We start from the raw sequence: 15,886 nt of genomic DNA, 5'->3' as shown, positions 1-15,886 counted from the left end.
ATGAATGCGAAAGTCTGGCTGGTGGGCGCAGGCCCTGGCGATCCGGAATTGCTGACGCTCAAGGCAGTGCGCGCGCTGCGCGAAGCCGATGTGGTGATGATCGATGATCTGGTCAACGAGGCCGTGCTCGAGCACTGCCCCGGTGCACGGGTCATTGCCGTCGGCAAACGCGGCGGCTGCCGCTCGACACCGCAGGCATTTATCCATCGGTTGATGCTGCGTTATGCCCGTCAGGGTAAATGCGTGGTGCGGCTCAAGGGCGGCGACCCGTGCATTTTCGGTCGGGGTGGTGAAGAAGCGCAGTGGTTGCGCGAGCGCGGTGTTGAAGTGGAACTGGTCAACGGCATCACCGCTGGGCTGGCCGGGGCGACACAGTGCGATATTCCGCTGACGTTGCGGGGCGTGGCGCGCGGGGTGACGTTGGTGACCGCGCACACCCAGGATGACAGCCAGTTGAACTGGCAGGCATTGGCGCAAGGCGGGACGACGCTGGTGATCTATATGGGGGTGGCCAAACTGGGCGAGATTCGCGACCAGCTGTTGGCGGGGGGGATGGCGGCGGATACGCCGGTGGCGATGATCGAAAATGCCTCGTTGGCGCATCAGCGGGAGTGTCGCAGTGATCTGAGCGCGATGGCTGAGGATGCTTACCGGTTTGAACTCAAAAGCCCAGCCATTCTCGTCATCGGCGCTGTGGCGGCTGTTGCCCAAGAGCAAAAGATCGCAGCCTGCGGCAGCTCCTGCACGGCGTACGGCGCGCACGCGCTCTAATCGTCCAAGCCAAATCGCAGACAAAGAAAAGCCCGGCCTGAGCCGGGCTTTTCCATCAGCGGCAGCTAATTACTTAGCTTGAGCTTCAACCTGCGCTTCTACGCGACGGTTTACAGCGCGGCCAGCGTCAGTTTTGTTGTCAGCAACTGGGCGGGATTCGCCGTAGCCAACAGACTGAACGCGGGACGATTCAACACCGTACTGGTTGGTCAGAACCTGCTTAACGGCGTTTGCACGACGCTCGGACAGTTTCTGGTTGTAAGCGTCAGGACCGACGGAGTCAGTGTGACCTTCAACAGTAGTGGTGGTGGATGGGTACTGCTTCATGAAGTCAGCCAGGTTTTTGATGTCGCCGTAGCTGTTAGGCTTGACTACCGACTTGTCGAAGTCGAATTTCACGTCCAGCTCAACACGAACAACTTCAGCAACTGCTGGGCAGCCATCAGCGTCAACGGTTACGTTGGCTGGGGTGTCCGGGCACTTGTCAACGTTGTCGCAAACGCCATCGTTGTCGCTGTCGGAGCAGACTTCAGCAGGTGCTGGAACTGGAGCAGCAGCTGGTTTGGAGCCGCCACCGAAGTTCACACCGATACCGACGCTAGGAGCCCACTCGGTGTCGCCCTGGTCGATGTTGTACTGAGCTTCAACGCCGGCACGGGCGTAGAAGTTCTCGGTGAAGTACAGCTTGGCACCGCCGCCAACGTTGGCGAAAGTGGAACGGTTACGACCGTTCGAACCGTTCTGGTCGATGCTCTGGTCAGAGAAACCGGCCGAAACGTATGGACGAATCATGTCGCCTGGGTTGTTGAAGTGGTACAGAGCGTCCAGAGCGGTGTTAGCGCCTTTGACGTTCTTGCCATCGTCGGCACGTACGTTGTGCACTTCGTCGTAGCCCAGACGCAGTTCAACGTCGTCGGTCAGGAAGTAACCGATCGAACCGCCGAACAGGTTGCCGTTGTTCTTGAAGTTACGAGCGCTGTCGAATTGTTCTTTCTTAGCGAAGCCTTCGATTTCAACTGCGCCTTGGCCTTGTGCCAGAGCGCCGAACGAAGTGGCGGCAATCAGAGAACCAATGGCCAAGCCCAAGGTGTTTTTCAGTTTCATCCGTTAAATCCCCATCTGGTGATTGTGAAGCAGTCCCGCAAACCGGGGGACAACTCGGCGGCAAGTCTATCAGAACTTGCCTACACGTAAGAGATATTTGCGCTGAACTAAGTTTCAGCAATGCCTGCAAATTTCTCACGCAATTTATCTAGAGCGCGTTTGTAACGCATTTTTGTCGCACTCAAACCCATGTGCATGATGTCTGCGATCTCCTGAAACTCCAGCTCTGCGACAAATCGTAGCACCAGAATTTCGCGGTCAATCGGATTCACATACACCAGCCAGCGATCAAGCCCACCCTTCTCCTCCGGCTTCGGCGCCTTTTCTTCAGACGCTTCTTCAAGAGGGTCCAGACTGAGAGCGTCCATCAAGCGACGCTTACGCCGTTCCTTCCGATACTGCGTGATGCATTCGTTGTAAGTGATGCTGTAAAGCCAGGTTTTGAACTTCGATTTCCCCTCGAAGTTCTTCAGGCCGTACAGCACCTTCAGCATCACTTCCTGACAGACATCGTCTGCGTCGCGATCGTTCCCAAGATATCTCGCGCAGACGTTAAATAATGTTCGCTGGTAACGCCGCATCAACTCTTCGTAGGCGCGCGTTACGTGAAACAGCTCGGTATGCGAGCGCGCGACCAACTCCTCATCAGAGAGCTCGCGGGGGTCGTAGCGCGTGGATAGCGGTTGGGCTTTATTCAAAACAAGTCGTGCCGACAGTCAGGTCAATGTCCGCCACAACCAGCCTCGGCTGGCATTTTGCGGCGGCATACATTAGCAGGGTTTGCCGGTTTAGCGGCTACTCACATGCTGTTCCAGCAGGATCCGATTGGAGAGAGAGACTAGCTCACCCTCATCGGTCAGCAATGTGGTTTTAACCGTGCCGATCTCTTCGATCTGGCCTTCGACCTCGCCAACACGCACTTGTTGCCCAACCTCGTACAGCTCACGCACATAGATTCCCGCAAGAATCTGACCGGCGATTTCCCGGCTTCCCAATCCCATGGCCAGCGCAACTGCCAGACCAACGGTAATCAATACGATGACAATGACATGGTTCAGCAGGTCAGTCTTGACCTCAAGCTGACTGATCGCAACCGAGATACTGATGATGATCACCAGCCCCTGCGCAATGCGTCCCAGCCCGGAAGCGTAGTCCAGGCCTACGCCTTCTGCCGCCCCGCGCACCAGTCCGTTGGCCAATTGCGCCAGCAGGACACCGACCAGCAGCACCAGCGCGGCGCCGAAAACCTTAGGCAGATACAACGCCAGCATGTCCAGCGTAGCTGAAACTCGCTCAAGGCCAAGGGATTCTGCCGCGGAAACCAGAAAAATCAGCAGAACGAACCAGTAGACGATTTTACCGATCAATGTCGAGATTGGCACCTGCAGCCCGGCGCGCGACATCAATTTGGTCAATCCGGTGCCGCCCATCAGGCGATCGAGGCCCAGTTTGGCGAGCAATTTCGAGAGCAAGGTGTCGAGCAGTTTGGCCACGACGAAACCCAGCAGCAGCACGACCAGTGCGCCGAACAGGTTCGGAATGAAATTAGCGACTTTGGTCCACAACGCAGTCATTGCAGTGACGAGGCTCTGAGTCCAGAGATCAAGTTCCATATTCAATCAGCCTTATCAGCAGTGCGAGCAGTGGTTTTACGAAGACGGGAAACCGGCGAGACATGCGCCGAGCCATTGTTCAGGGCGATCATCAGCGCGGGCAGCCAGCGGCCCAGCAGGCTGAACAGATCACCGGCGCCGACCTGGCGGTTGGCGGTTTTGAGTACGCGGCCCAGGCACGCATCGTCGTCGCGGCTGGACGGCGAAGCGTTGAGCATGTCGCGTAGAGACTGTTCAAACGGATCGTGCATACGCACCTCTCGTGATGTCTGTGAAAGACGCGGGCAGATTTGCTCGGGTCACATGCGCCATGTTCACACCCAGCGCAAACGGCGGAACAACCACCACTGGCCGAACGCCAGGGCGAGCACCGTCAGGCAGGCAATCAGGAAACCATAAGGGCTTTCGGCGAACGGAATACCGCCGACATTGATACCCAGCAGACCGGTGATGAAACTCATCGGCAAAAAGATGCAGGTAATGATGCCGAAGCGGTACATGGTGCGATTCATGTGCACGCTCAAACGCCGGTCTTCGGCCTCCAGCACAAGCCCCACGCGCTCTCGGGTCAATTCGAGCTCTTCCAGATAGCGGGTCAGGCTGTTGTTCAATTCGTTCCAGTAGTCGGCGTCGTCTTCGACGAACCACGGCAATTTTATCCGCGTCAGCTGTCCGAAAATATCCCGCTGTGGCGCAAGAAAACGCTTCAGCCCGGCCGCTCTGCGGCGGATGTGCAAAATCGCCCCGTGCTCGGGCGTATACCGTTCGTCGGCGTCGAGTTTTTCTTCCTCTTCATCGACCACTTCCGACAGGCACGTGACCAGATCCTGCACTTTATTGGTGAGGAACTGCGCCAGATACAGCATCAATTCAGAAGACGTTTTCGGCCCTTTGCCCTCCCCCAGCAGCGCCAGCAACTCATCTGTAGCGCGCAACGGACGCAAGCGCAGGGAAATCACGCGCTGAGCGGAGGCAAAAATCCGCACCGAGACCATGTCTTCCGGCTCGGCGCCCGGGTTGAGATTGACCCCGCGCAGAAACAGCAGCAGCTCGGAGTCCGGCAATGGCAAAAGCCGCGGCCGGGTGTTCTCTTCCAGCAGCAGATCACAGGTGAATTCATTGAGCCCGCTGGATTTGCGCAGCCAGGTCCGGGTCTGCGGATGGCTGCGATCCCAGTGCAGCCACAGGCTTTCATGGGCCTGCAGTTGCAAATCGTCGAGTTCAGTCCGGGCTATCGAACGCGCACCGCCCTTACCGTCCAGCACCAGGGCATGCACCAGCCCCCACTGCGCGTTTTCTTCCTCGAACATCCGCATCCCTTGTCGAAAATCTTATTCAGGCATTTTCAGCGGGCTCGGCGAAACGATCACGCCGTTGTTGTCCGCATAAATGTACTGGCCCGGGTGAAACGTCACGCCGGCGAATGTCACCGGGACGTTGAGGTCGCCAATGCCGCGCTTGTCGGTTTTCATCGGGTGGCTGGCCAGCGCCTGCACGCCGAGATCGGTCTGCGCAATGACGTCGACATCACGGATGCAACCGTAGATGACCAGCCCTTCCCAACCGTTCTGCGCGGCCTTGGCGGCGATCATGTCGCCCAACAGGGCGCGGCGCAGCGAACCGCCGCCATCAACCACCAGCACTTTGCCTTTACCGTTGAGTTCGGCCTGCGCCTTGACCAGCGAGTTGTCTTCGAAGCACTTGATGGTCACGATTTCGCCGCCGAAGGAATCACGGCCGCCGAAATTGCTGAACATCGGTTCCAGCACCTGCACCAGCTCCGGGTAGGCGTCGCACAGATCAGGCGTAAGGTAATGTTCCATCGAAAAACTCCTGTAAAAAGGAAGACGATCAAGGATGCCGCATGCTGATGAGACGAGTTCCGGCGGTCGCTGTTTACCTTAGTCCATGCCATGGTCGCTGACGCAACCTGAACAAACCCTGAAACGTAATCGCTAAACAGTCACGAAATATGACCGGAACCGCACAATGCGTCATATCTTAGCCGCAAGCCAGGCCGAACGGAACGCCCCTCAGACGGCAGCGGCCAGATTCGCTGCCTGCCCCGGCAACAGTGTCTGCTGATCGCTCAGCCAGCGCGCCACCAGCGGCCACACCTCAGCCTGCGCTGCTTTGCTTACCAGCATTTCGACGTGGCCGAAATTATCCGAGAAGCCTTGCTCACGGCCCAGGTTGATGAACTGCTTGTGCTCGGAGCCGATCTGCTCGAACAGCTTGCGGCAGGCCCACGCCGGATCCTGATGATCCCCCGCTGCCGTCACGGCCAGCACCGGCACCTGAACCTCGGCGAGCCCGGCCCACCAATCCTTGTCCTTGTCGCCAAAGCGGCCGAACAAGCCGTACCAGCGCATGCTTTCGATGGCCAGACCGATCGGCTCATCTTCCGGGCCACGTTTGAGGCGTGAGCCGGACAATTGCGCGAAGCGCTTGAGAATAAAGCGCCCGCCCCACTCCACCGGTGGAATCTTCAGTGGCCAATAGGTGCGGCTGACCTGCGTGCCGAAAAACACCGCCGAGGCCACTGCCGGTTCGCCAAGGTATTCGCCACCGAGTGCGGCCGCCAGAGTGATGCCACCCAGAGAATGGCCGATCCAGTGCGGGATCTGTCCGCTCTGCTCGCGAACAAACGCGGCAATTGCCGGCAGGTCGTAGCGGGCATAATCGGCAACGCGGTTGCGCCGGTAGTCTTCGTTACGCTGAGACAGGCCGTGACCGCGCATTTCCGGGATCCACACGTCGAAGCCCAGCCGCGTCAGATACGCGCCGAGCCCGAGGCCTTTGGGGGAAAACCAGAAGCGCCGATTGGAAAAGCTGCCATGCAACAGGATCACCGGCACGCCGCGTGGCGCCGAGTCATCGGCCATGCCCAGGCGGGTGACAGCAATCTCCACGGACCAGTCCGGACTATTGCCGGGTTTCAATCGATAGACGTCTTCGCTCAGATCGCCGCGCCGCTCGGCGCTGATCAGCGCGACAGGAAACAGGTTGCTGCTGCTTTGCATAATGCTCTTGCACAAAAAAGGGCGGCATCCAATGGAGCCCGCCCTACTTCAATCTCAAGGCCCGGCCCCTTGTAGGAGTGAGCCTGCCCGCGATGGCGGTGTGTCATTCGAATCACTGCTGACTGTCATGACGCTATCGCGAGCAGGCTCACTCCTACAGAGGACGCGGCCCGTTCACATGTTGATCAAGCCTGCGCCTGACCTTCGGCGAGGAAGAACCAGGTTTCCAGCACGGTGTCCGGGTTCAGCGACACGCTTTCGATGCCCTGTTCCATCAGCCACTTGGCCAGATCCGGATGGTCGGAAGGACCCTGACCGCAGATGCCGATGTACTTGCCGGCCTTGTTGCACGCCTGAATGGCGTTGGCCAACAGCTTCTTCACCGCCGGATTACGCTCGTCGAACAAGTGAGCGATGATCCCCGAGTCGCGGTCCAGACCCAAAGTGAGCTGGGTCAGGTCGTTGGAGCCGATCGAGAAACCGTCGAAGAATTCAAGGAACTCCTCAGCCAGAATCGCGTTGGATGGCAGTTCGCACATCATGATCACGCGCAGACCATTCTCGCCGCGCTTCAAGCCGTTTTCGGCGAGCAGATCGACCACCTGGCTGGCTTCGCCGAGAGTCCGGACGAACGGCACCATGATTTCCACGTTGGTCAGGCCCATCTCGTTGCGCACACGCTTCAGCGCGCGGCATTCAAGTTCGAAGCAGTCGCGGAACGATTCGCTGATGTAACGCGAAGCGCCACGGAAGCCGAGCATCGGGTTTTCTTCTTCCGGCTCGTAGAGCTTGCCGCCGATCAGGTTGGCGTATTCGTTGGACTTGAAGTCCGACAAGCGCACGATGACTTTTTTCGGCGTGAACGCAGCAGCCAGGGTGCTGATGCCTTCCACCAGTTTGTCGACATAGAAGTCGACCGGGTCGCTGTAACCGGCGATGCGCTTGTCGACGCTGTCCTTGATGTCCTGCGGCAGGCCGTCGTAGTTCAACAGCGCTTTCGGGTGCACGCCGATCATGCGGTTGATGATGAATTCCAGACGCGCCAGACCGACGCCGGCGTTTGGCAGCTGCGCGAAGTCGAAAGCGCGATCCGGGTTGCCGACGTTCATCATGATCTTGAACGGCAGCTCCGGCATGGCATCGACGGAGTTCTTCTTGATGTCGAAGCCCAACTCGCCTTCGAAGATGTAACCGGTATCGCCTTCGGCGCAGGACACGGTCACGCCCTGGCCATCCTTCAGCAGTTGAGTGGCGTTGCCGCAACCGACCACCGCCGGAATGCCCAGCTCGCGAGCGATGATCGCCGCGTGGCAGGTACGCCCGCCACGGTTGGTCACGATGGCGCTGGCGCGCTTCATCACCGGTTCCCAGTCCGGGTCGGTCATGTCGGAGACCAGCACGTCGCCCGGCTGGACCTTGTCCATCTCGGAAACGTCTTTGATGATCCGCACTTTGCCGGCGCCGATGCGCTGGCCGATCGCGCGACCTTCCACCAGCACAGTGCCGGTTTCTTTCAGCAGGTAACGTTCCATGACGTTGGCCTGGGTGCGGCTTTTCACGGTTTCCGGACGCGCCTGGACGATGTACAGCTTGCCGTCGTCACCGTCCTTGGCCCACTCGATGTCCATCGGGCAGCCGTAGTGCTTCTCGATGATCATCGCCTGTTTGGCCAGCTCGCTGACTTCGGCGTCGGTCAGGCAGAAACGCGCGCGTTCGGCCTTGTCGACGTCGACGGTCTTGACCGAACGACCGGCCTTGGCCTCGTCGCCGTAGATCATCTTGATGGCTTTGCTGCCCAGGTTGCGCCGCAGGATGGCCGGACGACCGGCCTCCAGCGTGCCCTTGTGCACATAGAATTCATCCGGGTTGACCGCGCCTTGTACGACGGTTTCGCCCAGGCCGTAGGCGCCGGTGATGAACACCACGTCACGGAAACCCGATTCGGTATCGAGGGTGAACATTACGCCGGCGGTGCCGGTTTCCGAACGTACCATGCGCTGCACGCCAGCGGACAGGGCGACCAGTTTATGGTCGAAGCCCTGGTGCACGCGGTAGGAAATCGCACGGTCGTTGAACAGCGAAGCGAACACCTCTTTGGCGGCGCGGATAACGTTTTCCACACCACGGATGTTCAGGAAGGTTTCCTGCTGACCGGCGAAGGAAGCGTCCGGCAAATCTTCGGCGGTGGCGGAAGAACGCACGGCCACGGCCACGTCAGGGTTACCGGCCGACAGCGCGGCGAACGCGGTGCGGATCTGGGTGTTGAGTTTTTCCGGGAACTCGGCGTCCATGATCCATTGGCGGATCTGTGCGCCGGTCTTGGCCAGGGCATTGACGTCGTCGACGTCGAGCGCGTCGAGGGCCTTGTGGATCTGCTCGTTCAGGCCGCTCAGTTCGAGGAAGTCACGATAGGCCTGAGCCGTCGTGGCGAAGCCGCCGGGGACCGAAACACCGGCGCCTGCCAGGTTACTGATCATCTCGCCCAGGGATGCGTTCTTGCCCCCCACATGCTCAACATCGTGTTTGCCGAGCTTATCGAGGGAAACTACGTACTCTACCAAGGTGATCTCTCCACTAACTGTGTTGGAAAAGCTCAGAAACCGGCGGCCCGGGGGAGCCTCGGCCGGTTGTATGGCCTGGACCTGGAAAATAAGTGAGAATGCGGGCCAATGGCGGCCGGCAAATCGCGCCTATCATATCCAAGAATGCTCATTAGTCTAAGGCCCAAGGTGCAAATGAAACGATCTGCTTTCTTCATCTCCGATGGCACCGGCATTACCGCCGAAACCCTGGGTCAAAGCCTCTTGGCGCAGTTCGAAAACATTACCTTCAGCAAGTTCACGCGGCCCTACATCGACAGCGTGGAAAAAGCGCGGGCCATGGTACAACAAATCAACAAAGCCGCTGAAACCGACGGCTTTCGGCCGATCATCTTCGACACCATCGTCAATCAGGACATTCGTGAGATTCTCGCAACGTCCAATGGTTTCATGATCGACATTTTCTCGACCTTCCTCGCGCCGCTCGAACAGGAGCTCACCGAGCACTCTTCCTACACCGTGGGCAAGTCCCACTCCATCGGGCACAACTCCAATTACATGGAGCGTATCGAGGCGGTGAACTTCGCCCTCGACAACGATGACGGCGCACGCACCCACTATTACGACAAAGCCGATCTGATACTAGTGGGCGTGTCGCGATGCGGCAAAACCCCGACGTGTCTGTACATGGCCATGCAGTTCGGCATCCGCGCGGCCAACTATCCGCTCACCGAAGACGACATGGAGCGCCTGACCCTGCCAACCGCCCTGCGCGCCCACCAGCACAAGCTGTTCGGGCTGACCATCGACCCTGATCGCCTCACCGCGATCCGCAACGAGCGCAAGCCCAACAGCCGCTATTCGAGCTACGCCCAGTGCGAATTCGAAGTGCGCGAAGTGGAAAACCTGTTCCGTCGCGAGAACATCCCGCACATCAATTCCACGCATTTTTCCGTGGAAGAGATTTCGGCGAAGATTCTCGTGGAGAAAGGGGTTGAGCGGCGGTTCAAGTAGTCCGGCGTCGCCGCCTTCGCGAGCAGGCTCGCTCCCACAATGGACCTGCATCGTAACGACTGTGAGAGCGAGCCTGCTCGCGATGAACGATAACGAGGTCTGTCAGAGCACAAACAGGTCGATGAATCGATTCACCGGCGTGGCTTCAAGCCGCGCCTGATCCTCGCACAGCGCAAAAATCTCAGCGCAGCGCTGGCCAGCGAAACGCGTGGCGAGGTTGGCCTTGAACTTGTACTCCAGCAACGGAATGCCTTCGGCGCGACGGCGGCGATGGCCGATCGGGTATTCCACCACCACGTTTTCGGTGCTGCTGCCGTCCTTGAAAAACACCTGCACGGCATTGGCAATCGAGCGTTTGTCGGCTTCGAGGTATTCGCGGGTGAACCGTGGTTCTTCGACGATGACCATTTTCTCGCGCAACACATCAATGATCGGGTGCGCCTTGTGGAAGTCGTCTTCGTAGTGCTCGGCCACCAGGTTGCCAAATGCCAGCGGCACGGCGGTCATGTATTGCAGACAATGATCGCGGTCGGCAGCGTTGGCCAGCGGGCCGACCTTGGAAATGATGCGGATCGCCGATTCGTGAGTGGTGATGACGATGCGGTCGATCTCGTGCAGGCGATTGCGCACCTGCGGATGCAAGGTCACCGCCGCCTCGCAGGCGGTCTGCGCATGGAATTCGGCGGGGAAGCTGATCTTGAACAGGACGTTTTCCATCACGTAACTGCCGAACGGCCGGGAAAAGCTGAAAGCGCGTTTGCCCTCAGGCTTCAGCGCCAGATCGTTGTTGGTGTGGCTGAACGATACGTCATAAAAGCCCCATTGCTTCGCGCTCAGCACCCCGGGAATACCCATCTCACCGCGCATGGCGATGTCGGCCAGCCTTACACCGCGACTCGCCGCATCCCCCGCCGCCCAGGATTTCCGCGAGCCGGCGTTGGGCGCATGCCGATAGGTGCGCAGCGCCTGACCGTCGGCGAAGGCATGGGACAGCGCCGCCAACAGCTGCTCGCGATTGGCTCCCATCAGTCTGGCGCTGACGGCGGTTGAGGCGACTTTCACCAGCATGACGTGATCGAGTCCTACGCGGTTGAAAGAGTTTTCCAGGGCGATCACGCCTTGAATCTCGTGGGCCATGATCATCGCTTCCAGCACATCGCGAAGGGTCAGTGGTGCTTCACCGTTGGCGATGCGTTGCTGCGACAGGTGATCGGCAACGGCGAGGATGGCACCGAGGTTGTCCGACGGATGGCCCCATTCGGCGGCGAGCCAGGTGTCGTTGTAATCGAGCCAGCGGACGATGCAGCCGATGTCCCACGCAGCTTTGACCGGATCGAGACGATAACTGGTGCCGGGCACTCGCGCACCGAACGGCACGATCGTGCCTTCGACAATGGGTCCAAGATGCTTGGTGCATTCGGGAAAACGCAGGGCCAGCAGACCGCAGCCCAGCGTGTCGATCAGGCAGTTGCGCGCGGTGTTCAGCGCTTCGGCGGATTCGGGCTTGAAGGTGAGGACGTAATCGGCGATGTCCTGCAGGACACGGTCGTAGTCGGGGCGGTTGTTCAGGTCGACGTTGGCGCTCATGGTGGTTCTCCTGTTCGGGGAAATGAGTGGTTGGGTCTTCCTCAAGGGCTTGGCTGGTTTATGGTTGGTGATGTCTGGTTTCTATGTGTTGTGTCAGAGGGTAGCCCCTCACCCTAGCCCTCTCCCGAAGGAGAGGGGACCGATTGGGGGATGCTGTGGAGGTTCACCGGCCTGAAAGTCCATCGCTGAATCCATAATCGCCAACCTGCGTGGTCGACGAATCACAGTAGATACTTCTTCCTCGCCCCAGATCGCCGATTCCTGCTGAATCCATAATCGCCTCGGTCTTTCAGGTCGATGTACCACGCAAGACACCTCGGTCGGCCCCCTCTCCCTCTGGGAGAGGGCTGGGGTGAGGGTAAAATGTCGAGTCAGAACGAGTCAGCAGGCACTCGGACGTAACCTTCCATGAGCACCCGTGCAGTGCGGCTCATGATGGCCTTCTTCACCACCCACTCGCCGTTTTCCAGCGTCGCCTCAGCGCCCACACGCAGCGTTCCCGACGGATGGCCGAAACGCACGGCAGTGCGTTCAATCCCACCCGCAGCAAGATTGACCAACGTGCCGGAAATCGCCGCCGCTGTGCCGATCGCCACCGCGGCCGTGCCCATCATCGCGTGGTGCAGTTTGCCCATCGACAACGCGCGTACCAGCAGATCCACATCACCCGCGGCAATCGCTTTACCGCTCGACGCCACGTAATCCGCAGGCTTGGCGACAAAAGCGACTTTCGGCGTGTGCTGCCGTTTCGCTGCCTCTTCCAGATTGGAAATCAGGCCCATGCGCAACGCGCCATAGGCACGAATCGTCTCGAACATCAGCAGCGCTTTCGGATCGCCGTTGATCGCGCCTTGCAGCTCGGTGCCGGTGTAGCCGATGTCTTCGGCGTTGACGAAAATTGTCGGGATCCCGGCATTGATCATGGTCGCCTTGAACGTGCCGACACCCGGCACTTCCAGCTCATCGACGAGATTGCCGGTGGGGAACATCGAGCCACCGCCGCCCTCTTCCTCTGCCGCCGGATCCATGAATTCGACCTGCACTTCGGCCGCCGGAAAGGTCACGCCGTCAAGTTCGAAATCACCGGTTTCCTGCACTTCGCCGTTGGTGATCGGCACGTGGGCGATGATGGTCTTGCCGATGTTGGCCTGCCACACGCGCACCACCGCCACGCCGTTGTGCGGAATGCGGCTGGCGTCGACCAGACCATTGCTGATGGCGAACGAGCCGACTGCGGCCGAGAGGTTGCCGCAGTTGCCGCTCCAGTCCACGAACGGTTTGTCGATGGACACTTGGCCAAACAGGTAATCGACGTCGTGATCGGCGCGGGTGCTCTTCGACAGGATTACGGTTTTGCTGGTACTGGACGTCGCGCCGCCCATGCCGTCGATCTGCTTGTCGTACGGGTCGGGGCTGCCGATCACCCGCAGCAGCAACGCATCGCGGGCCGGGCCGGGCACCTGCGCGGCTTCGGGCAGATCAGTGAGGCTGAAAAACACGCCTTTGCTGGTGCCGCCGCGCATATAGGTGGCAGGGATTTTGATCTGTGGTGCGTGAGCCATGATTGCTCCTTTGAAGCGGCCAAGGGACTGATCACCCATTGGCCGCTGAACCTGTTTAAACGGCTACCGCCGACCCTTCGAGGAAGTCCTGAGCGAAGCGCTGCAACACGCCGCCCGCCTCGTAGATCGACACTTCTTCAGCGGTATCAAGACGGCAGGTCACCGGCACTTCCACGCGCTCGCCGTTCTTGCGATGAATCACCAGCGTCAGGTCCGCACGCGGTTTGCGCGCACCGATCACGTCGTAGGTTTCGCTGCCATCGATGGCCAGGGTGTGGCGGTTGGTGCCGGGTTTGAATTCCAGCGGCAACACGCCCATGCCCACCAGGTTGGTGCGGTGAATACGCTCGAACCCTTCGGCGGCAATCGCCTCGACACCGGCCAGACGTACGCCCTTCGCCGCCCAGTCGCGGGACGAACCCTGACCGTAATCGGCGCCGGCGATGATGATCAGTGGCTGCTTGCGTTCCATGTAGGTTTCGATGGCTTCCCACATGCGCATCACTTTGCCTTCCGGCTCGACGCGGGCCAGCGAACCCTGCTTGACCTTGCCGTTTTCCACGACCATTTCATTGAACAGTTTCGGGTTGGCGAACGTTGCACGCTGGGCCGTCAAGTGGTCACCACGGTGGGTGGCGTAGGAGTTGAAGTCCTCCTCCGGCAAGCCCATTTTCGCCAAGTATTCGCCGGCAGCGCTGTCGAGCATGATCGCGTTGGATGGCGACAGGTGATCGGTGGTGATGTTGTCCGGCAGCACCGCCAGCGGGCGCATGCCTTTCAATGGGCGGGCGCCGGCCAGTGCGCCTTCCCAGTACGGCGGACGGCGGATGTAGGTGCTCATTTCGCGCCAGTCGTACAGCGGCGCGACTTTCGGCCCGGTGTCTTCATGCACGGCGAACATCGGGATATAGACCTGACGGAACTGCTCAGGCTTGACCGACGACTTCACCACCGCATCGATTTCTTCGTCGCTCGGCCAGATGTCCTTGAGGCGAATTTCCCGACCATCGACCACGCCCAGCACATCCTTCTCGATATCGAAACGGATGGTCCCGGCGATCGCGTAAGCAACCACCAGCGGCGGCGAGGCGAGAAACGCTTGTTTGGCGTACGGGTGAATGCGCCCGTCGAAATTGCGGTTGCCGGACAGCACGGCGGTCGCATACAGATCGCGGTCGATGATCTCTTGCTGGATCAGCGGGTCGAGGGCGCCGGACATGCCATTGCAGGTGGTGCAGGCAAACGCGACAACGCCGAAGCCGAGCTGCTCCAGTTCGGTGGTCAGCCCCGCTTCGTCGAGGTACAGCGCTACGGTTTTCGAACCCGGCGCCAGCGAGGATTTGACCCACGGCTTGCGCGTCAGCCCGAGCTTGTTGGCGTTGCGCGCCAAGAGGCCGGCAGCAATGACGTTGCGTGGGTTGCTAGTGTTGGTGCAACTGGTGATGGCGGCGATGATCACCGCGCCGTCGGGCATTTGCCCAGGCACATCATCCCACTGGCCGGAGATGCCTTTGGCCGCCAGATCCGAGACCGCAACGCGGGCGTGCGGATTGCTCGGGCCGGCCATGTTGCGCACCACCGAGGACAGGTCGAAGGTCAGGCCACGCTCGTATTGCGCGCCTTTCAGACTGTCGGCCCACAGCCCGGTCAATTTGGCGTATTGCTCGACCAGCTGCACTTGCTGGTCTTCACGACCGGTCAGTTTCAGGTAATCGATGGTCTGCTGGTCGATGTAGAACATCGCCGCCGTGGCGCCGTATTCCGGGGCCATGTTGGAGATGGTCGCGCGGTCGCCGAGGGTCAGCGCTGCCGCGCCTTCCCCGAAGAACTCCAGCCACGCACCAACGACTTTCTGTTTGCGCAGGTACTCGGTCAGGGCCAGGACCATGTCGGTGGCGGTGATGCCCGGTTGCAGCTTGCCGGTCAGTTCGACGCCGACGCTTTCTGGCAGGCGCATCCACGACGCGCGGCCGAGCATCACGCTCTCGGCTTCGAGGCCGCCGACGCCGATGGCGATCACACCCAGCGCATCGACGTGCGGGGTGTGGCTGTCAGTACCGACGCACGTGTCGGGGAACGCCACGCCTTCGCGCACCTGAATCACCGGCGACATTTTCTCCAGGTTGATCTGGTGCATGATGCCGTTGCCCGGCGGGATCACATCAACGTTCTTGAAGGCCTTTTTGGTCCAGTTGATGAAGTGAAAACGGTCTTCGTTGCGACGGTCTTCGATGGCGCGGTTCTTCTCGAAAGCCTGGGCATCGAAACCGCCCGCCTCGACGGCCAGCGAGTGGTCGACGATCAGTTGCGTCGGCACCACCGGGTTGACCTGCGCCGGATCACCACCCTGCAGAGCGATGGCGTCACGCAGGCCGGCGAGGTCGACCAGTGCGGTCTGGCCGAGGATGTCATGGCAGACCACCCGCGCCGGAAACCACGGGAAATCGAGATCGCGCTTGCGTTCGATCAGTTGCTTGAGCGAAGCGGTCAGCGTGCTCGGGTCGCAGCGACGCACGAGGTTTTCCGCCAGCACGCGGGAGGTGTACGGCAGGGTGTCATAGCTGCCGGGCGCAATCGCCTCGACCGCCGCACGGGTGTCGAAGTAATCCAGCGGCGTGCCGGGAAGGTTTTTGCGGAATTCTGTGTTCATCGGGTCAGGACTCGGGTCACGG

13 protein-coding genes are annotated in these 15,886 nt (G+C 60.0%); 2 read left to right on the top strand and 11 right to left on the bottom strand.

Annotation, left to right across the window (positions count from 1 at the left end):
- Nucleotides 1–771: a uroporphyrinogen-III C-methyltransferase gene (cobA, locus tag QRN33_RS02495; RefSeq protein ID WP_285406663.1), complete on the top strand. Its 771-nt coding sequence runs from the start codon at nt 1–3 to the stop codon at nt 769–771.
- A 69-nt stretch (nt 772–840) separates the two neighbouring features.
- Here cobA and QRN33_RS02490 read toward each other — a convergent pair whose 3' ends face one another.
- From QRN33_RS02490 to ppsA, 8 genes are all read right to left on the bottom strand, one after another.
- Complete coding sequence (locus QRN33_RS02490; protein ID WP_016773833.1) at nt 841–1,875, bottom strand: OmpA family protein; 1,035 nt, start codon at nt 1,873–1,875, stop codon at nt 841–843.
- A gap of 107 nt (nt 1,876–1,982) precedes the next feature.
- On the bottom strand, nt 1,983–2,573 hold the full coding sequence (gene sigX / locus QRN33_RS02485; protein WP_016773832.1) for an RNA polymerase sigma factor SigX: 591 nt from the start codon (nt 2,571–2,573) through the stop codon (nt 1,983–1,985).
- A 90-nt stretch (nt 2,574–2,663) separates the two neighbouring features.
- Nucleotides 2,664–3,488 carry a mechanosensitive ion channel family protein gene (locus tag QRN33_RS02480; RefSeq protein WP_016773831.1) on the bottom strand — a complete coding sequence of 275 codons (825 nt, stop codon included), beginning with the start codon at nt 3,486–3,488 and terminating at the stop codon, nt 2,664–2,666.
- Nucleotides 3,489–3,490: 2 nt separating this feature from the next.
- The gene (locus QRN33_RS02475; RefSeq protein WP_003223293.1) at nt 3,491–3,739 is read right to left on the bottom strand and encodes a hypothetical protein; all 249 of its coding nucleotides are present in this window, start codon (nt 3,737–3,739) and stop codon (nt 3,491–3,493) included.
- A gap of 63 nt (nt 3,740–3,802) precedes the next feature.
- Nucleotides 3,803–4,798: a divalent cation transporter CmaX gene (gene cmaX / locus QRN33_RS02470; protein ID WP_065614908.1), complete on the bottom strand. Its 996-nt coding sequence runs from the start codon at nt 4,796–4,798 to the stop codon at nt 3,803–3,805.
- Between the two features lie 21 nt (nt 4,799–4,819).
- The gene (gene rraA / locus QRN33_RS02465) at nt 4,820–5,311 is read right to left on the bottom strand and encodes a ribonuclease E activity regulator RraA (protein WP_123418698.1); all 492 of its coding nucleotides are present in this window, start codon (nt 5,309–5,311) and stop codon (nt 4,820–4,822) included.
- A 210-nt stretch (nt 5,312–5,521) separates the two neighbouring features.
- Nucleotides 5,522–6,511, bottom strand: a complete 990-nt coding sequence (locus QRN33_RS02460; protein WP_285406653.1) for an alpha/beta fold hydrolase — start codon at nt 6,509–6,511, stop codon at nt 5,522–5,524.
- A gap of 185 nt (nt 6,512–6,696) precedes the next feature.
- Nucleotides 6,697–9,072, bottom strand: a complete 2,376-nt coding sequence (ppsA, locus tag QRN33_RS02455) for a phosphoenolpyruvate synthase (protein ID WP_285406650.1) — start codon at nt 9,070–9,072, stop codon at nt 6,697–6,699.
- Between the two features lie 174 nt (nt 9,073–9,246).
- Here ppsA and ppsR point away from each other — a divergent pair, with 174 nt between their 5' ends.
- A complete protein-coding gene (gene ppsR / locus QRN33_RS02450) occupies nt 9,247–10,065 on the top strand; it encodes a posphoenolpyruvate synthetase regulatory kinase/phosphorylase PpsR (protein WP_016773826.1) in 819 nt (272 codons plus the stop codon).
- A 102-nt stretch (nt 10,066–10,167) separates the two neighbouring features.
- On the opposite strand, the gene prpD is transcribed toward ppsR, so the two are convergent.
- From prpD to acnD, 3 genes are all read right to left on the bottom strand, one after another.
- Entirely contained in the window at nt 10,168–11,652 is a 1,485-nt protein-coding gene (prpD, locus tag QRN33_RS02445) for a 2-methylcitrate dehydratase (RefSeq protein WP_285406646.1), read from the bottom strand.
- Between the two features lie 371 nt (nt 11,653–12,023).
- Entirely contained in the window at nt 12,024–13,214 is a 1,191-nt protein-coding gene (gene prpF, locus QRN33_RS02440; RefSeq protein ID WP_285406644.1) for a 2-methylaconitate cis-trans isomerase PrpF, read from the bottom strand.
- Between the two features lie 55 nt (nt 13,215–13,269).
- Nucleotides 13,270–15,864, bottom strand: a complete 2,595-nt coding sequence (acnD, locus tag QRN33_RS02435; RefSeq protein WP_285406642.1) for a Fe/S-dependent 2-methylisocitrate dehydratase AcnD — start codon at nt 15,862–15,864, stop codon at nt 13,270–13,272.
- Nucleotides 15,865–15,886: the final 22 nt, after the last annotated feature.

Source organism: Pseudomonas sp. FR229a (assembly GCF_030209115.1).
GTDB classification, from domain to species: domain Bacteria; phylum Pseudomonadota; class Gammaproteobacteria; order Pseudomonadales; family Pseudomonadaceae; genus Aquipseudomonas; species Aquipseudomonas moraviensis_A.
The sequence above is the reverse complement of the archived record's forward strand: the minus strand, read 5'-3'. Positions and strand labels throughout refer to the sequence as shown.

Bases quoted from the DNA above. Each gene is read 5' to 3' on its own strand.
- cobA (WP_285406663.1), top strand. From the start codon at position 1: ATGAATGCGAAAGTCTGGCTGGTGGGCGCAGGCCCTGGCGATCCGGAA.
- QRN33_RS02490 (WP_016773833.1), bottom strand. From the start codon at position 1,875: ATGAAACTGAAAAACACCTTGGGCTTGGCCATTGGTTCTCTGATTGCC.
- QRN33_RS02480 (WP_016773831.1), bottom strand. From the start codon at position 3,488: ATGGAACTTGATCTCTGGACTCAGAGCCTCGTCACTGCAATGACTGCG.
- QRN33_RS02475 (WP_003223293.1), bottom strand. From the start codon at position 3,739: ATGCACGATCCGTTTGAACAGTCTCTACGCGACATGCTCAACGCTTCG.
- cmaX (WP_065614908.1), bottom strand. From the start codon at position 4,798: ATGTTCGAGGAAGAAAACGCGCAGTGGGGGCTGGTGCATGCCCTGGTG.
- rraA (WP_123418698.1), bottom strand. From the start codon at position 5,311: ATGGAACATTACCTTACGCCTGATCTGTGCGACGCCTACCCGGAGCTG.
- QRN33_RS02460 (WP_285406653.1), bottom strand. From the start codon at position 6,511: ATGCAAAGCAGCAGCAACCTGTTTCCTGTCGCGCTGATCAGCGCCGAG.
- ppsR (WP_016773826.1), top strand. From the start codon at position 9,247: ATGAAACGATCTGCTTTCTTCATCTCCGATGGCACCGGCATTACCGCC.
- prpD (WP_285406646.1), bottom strand. From the start codon at position 11,652: ATGAGCGCCAACGTCGACCTGAACAACCGCCCCGACTACGACCGTGTC.
- prpF (WP_285406644.1), bottom strand. From the start codon at position 13,214: ATGGCTCACGCACCACAGATCAAAATCCCTGCCACCTATATGCGCGGC.
- acnD (WP_285406642.1), bottom strand. From the start codon at position 15,864: ATGAACACAGAATTCCGCAAAAACCTTCCCGGCACGCCGCTGGATTAC.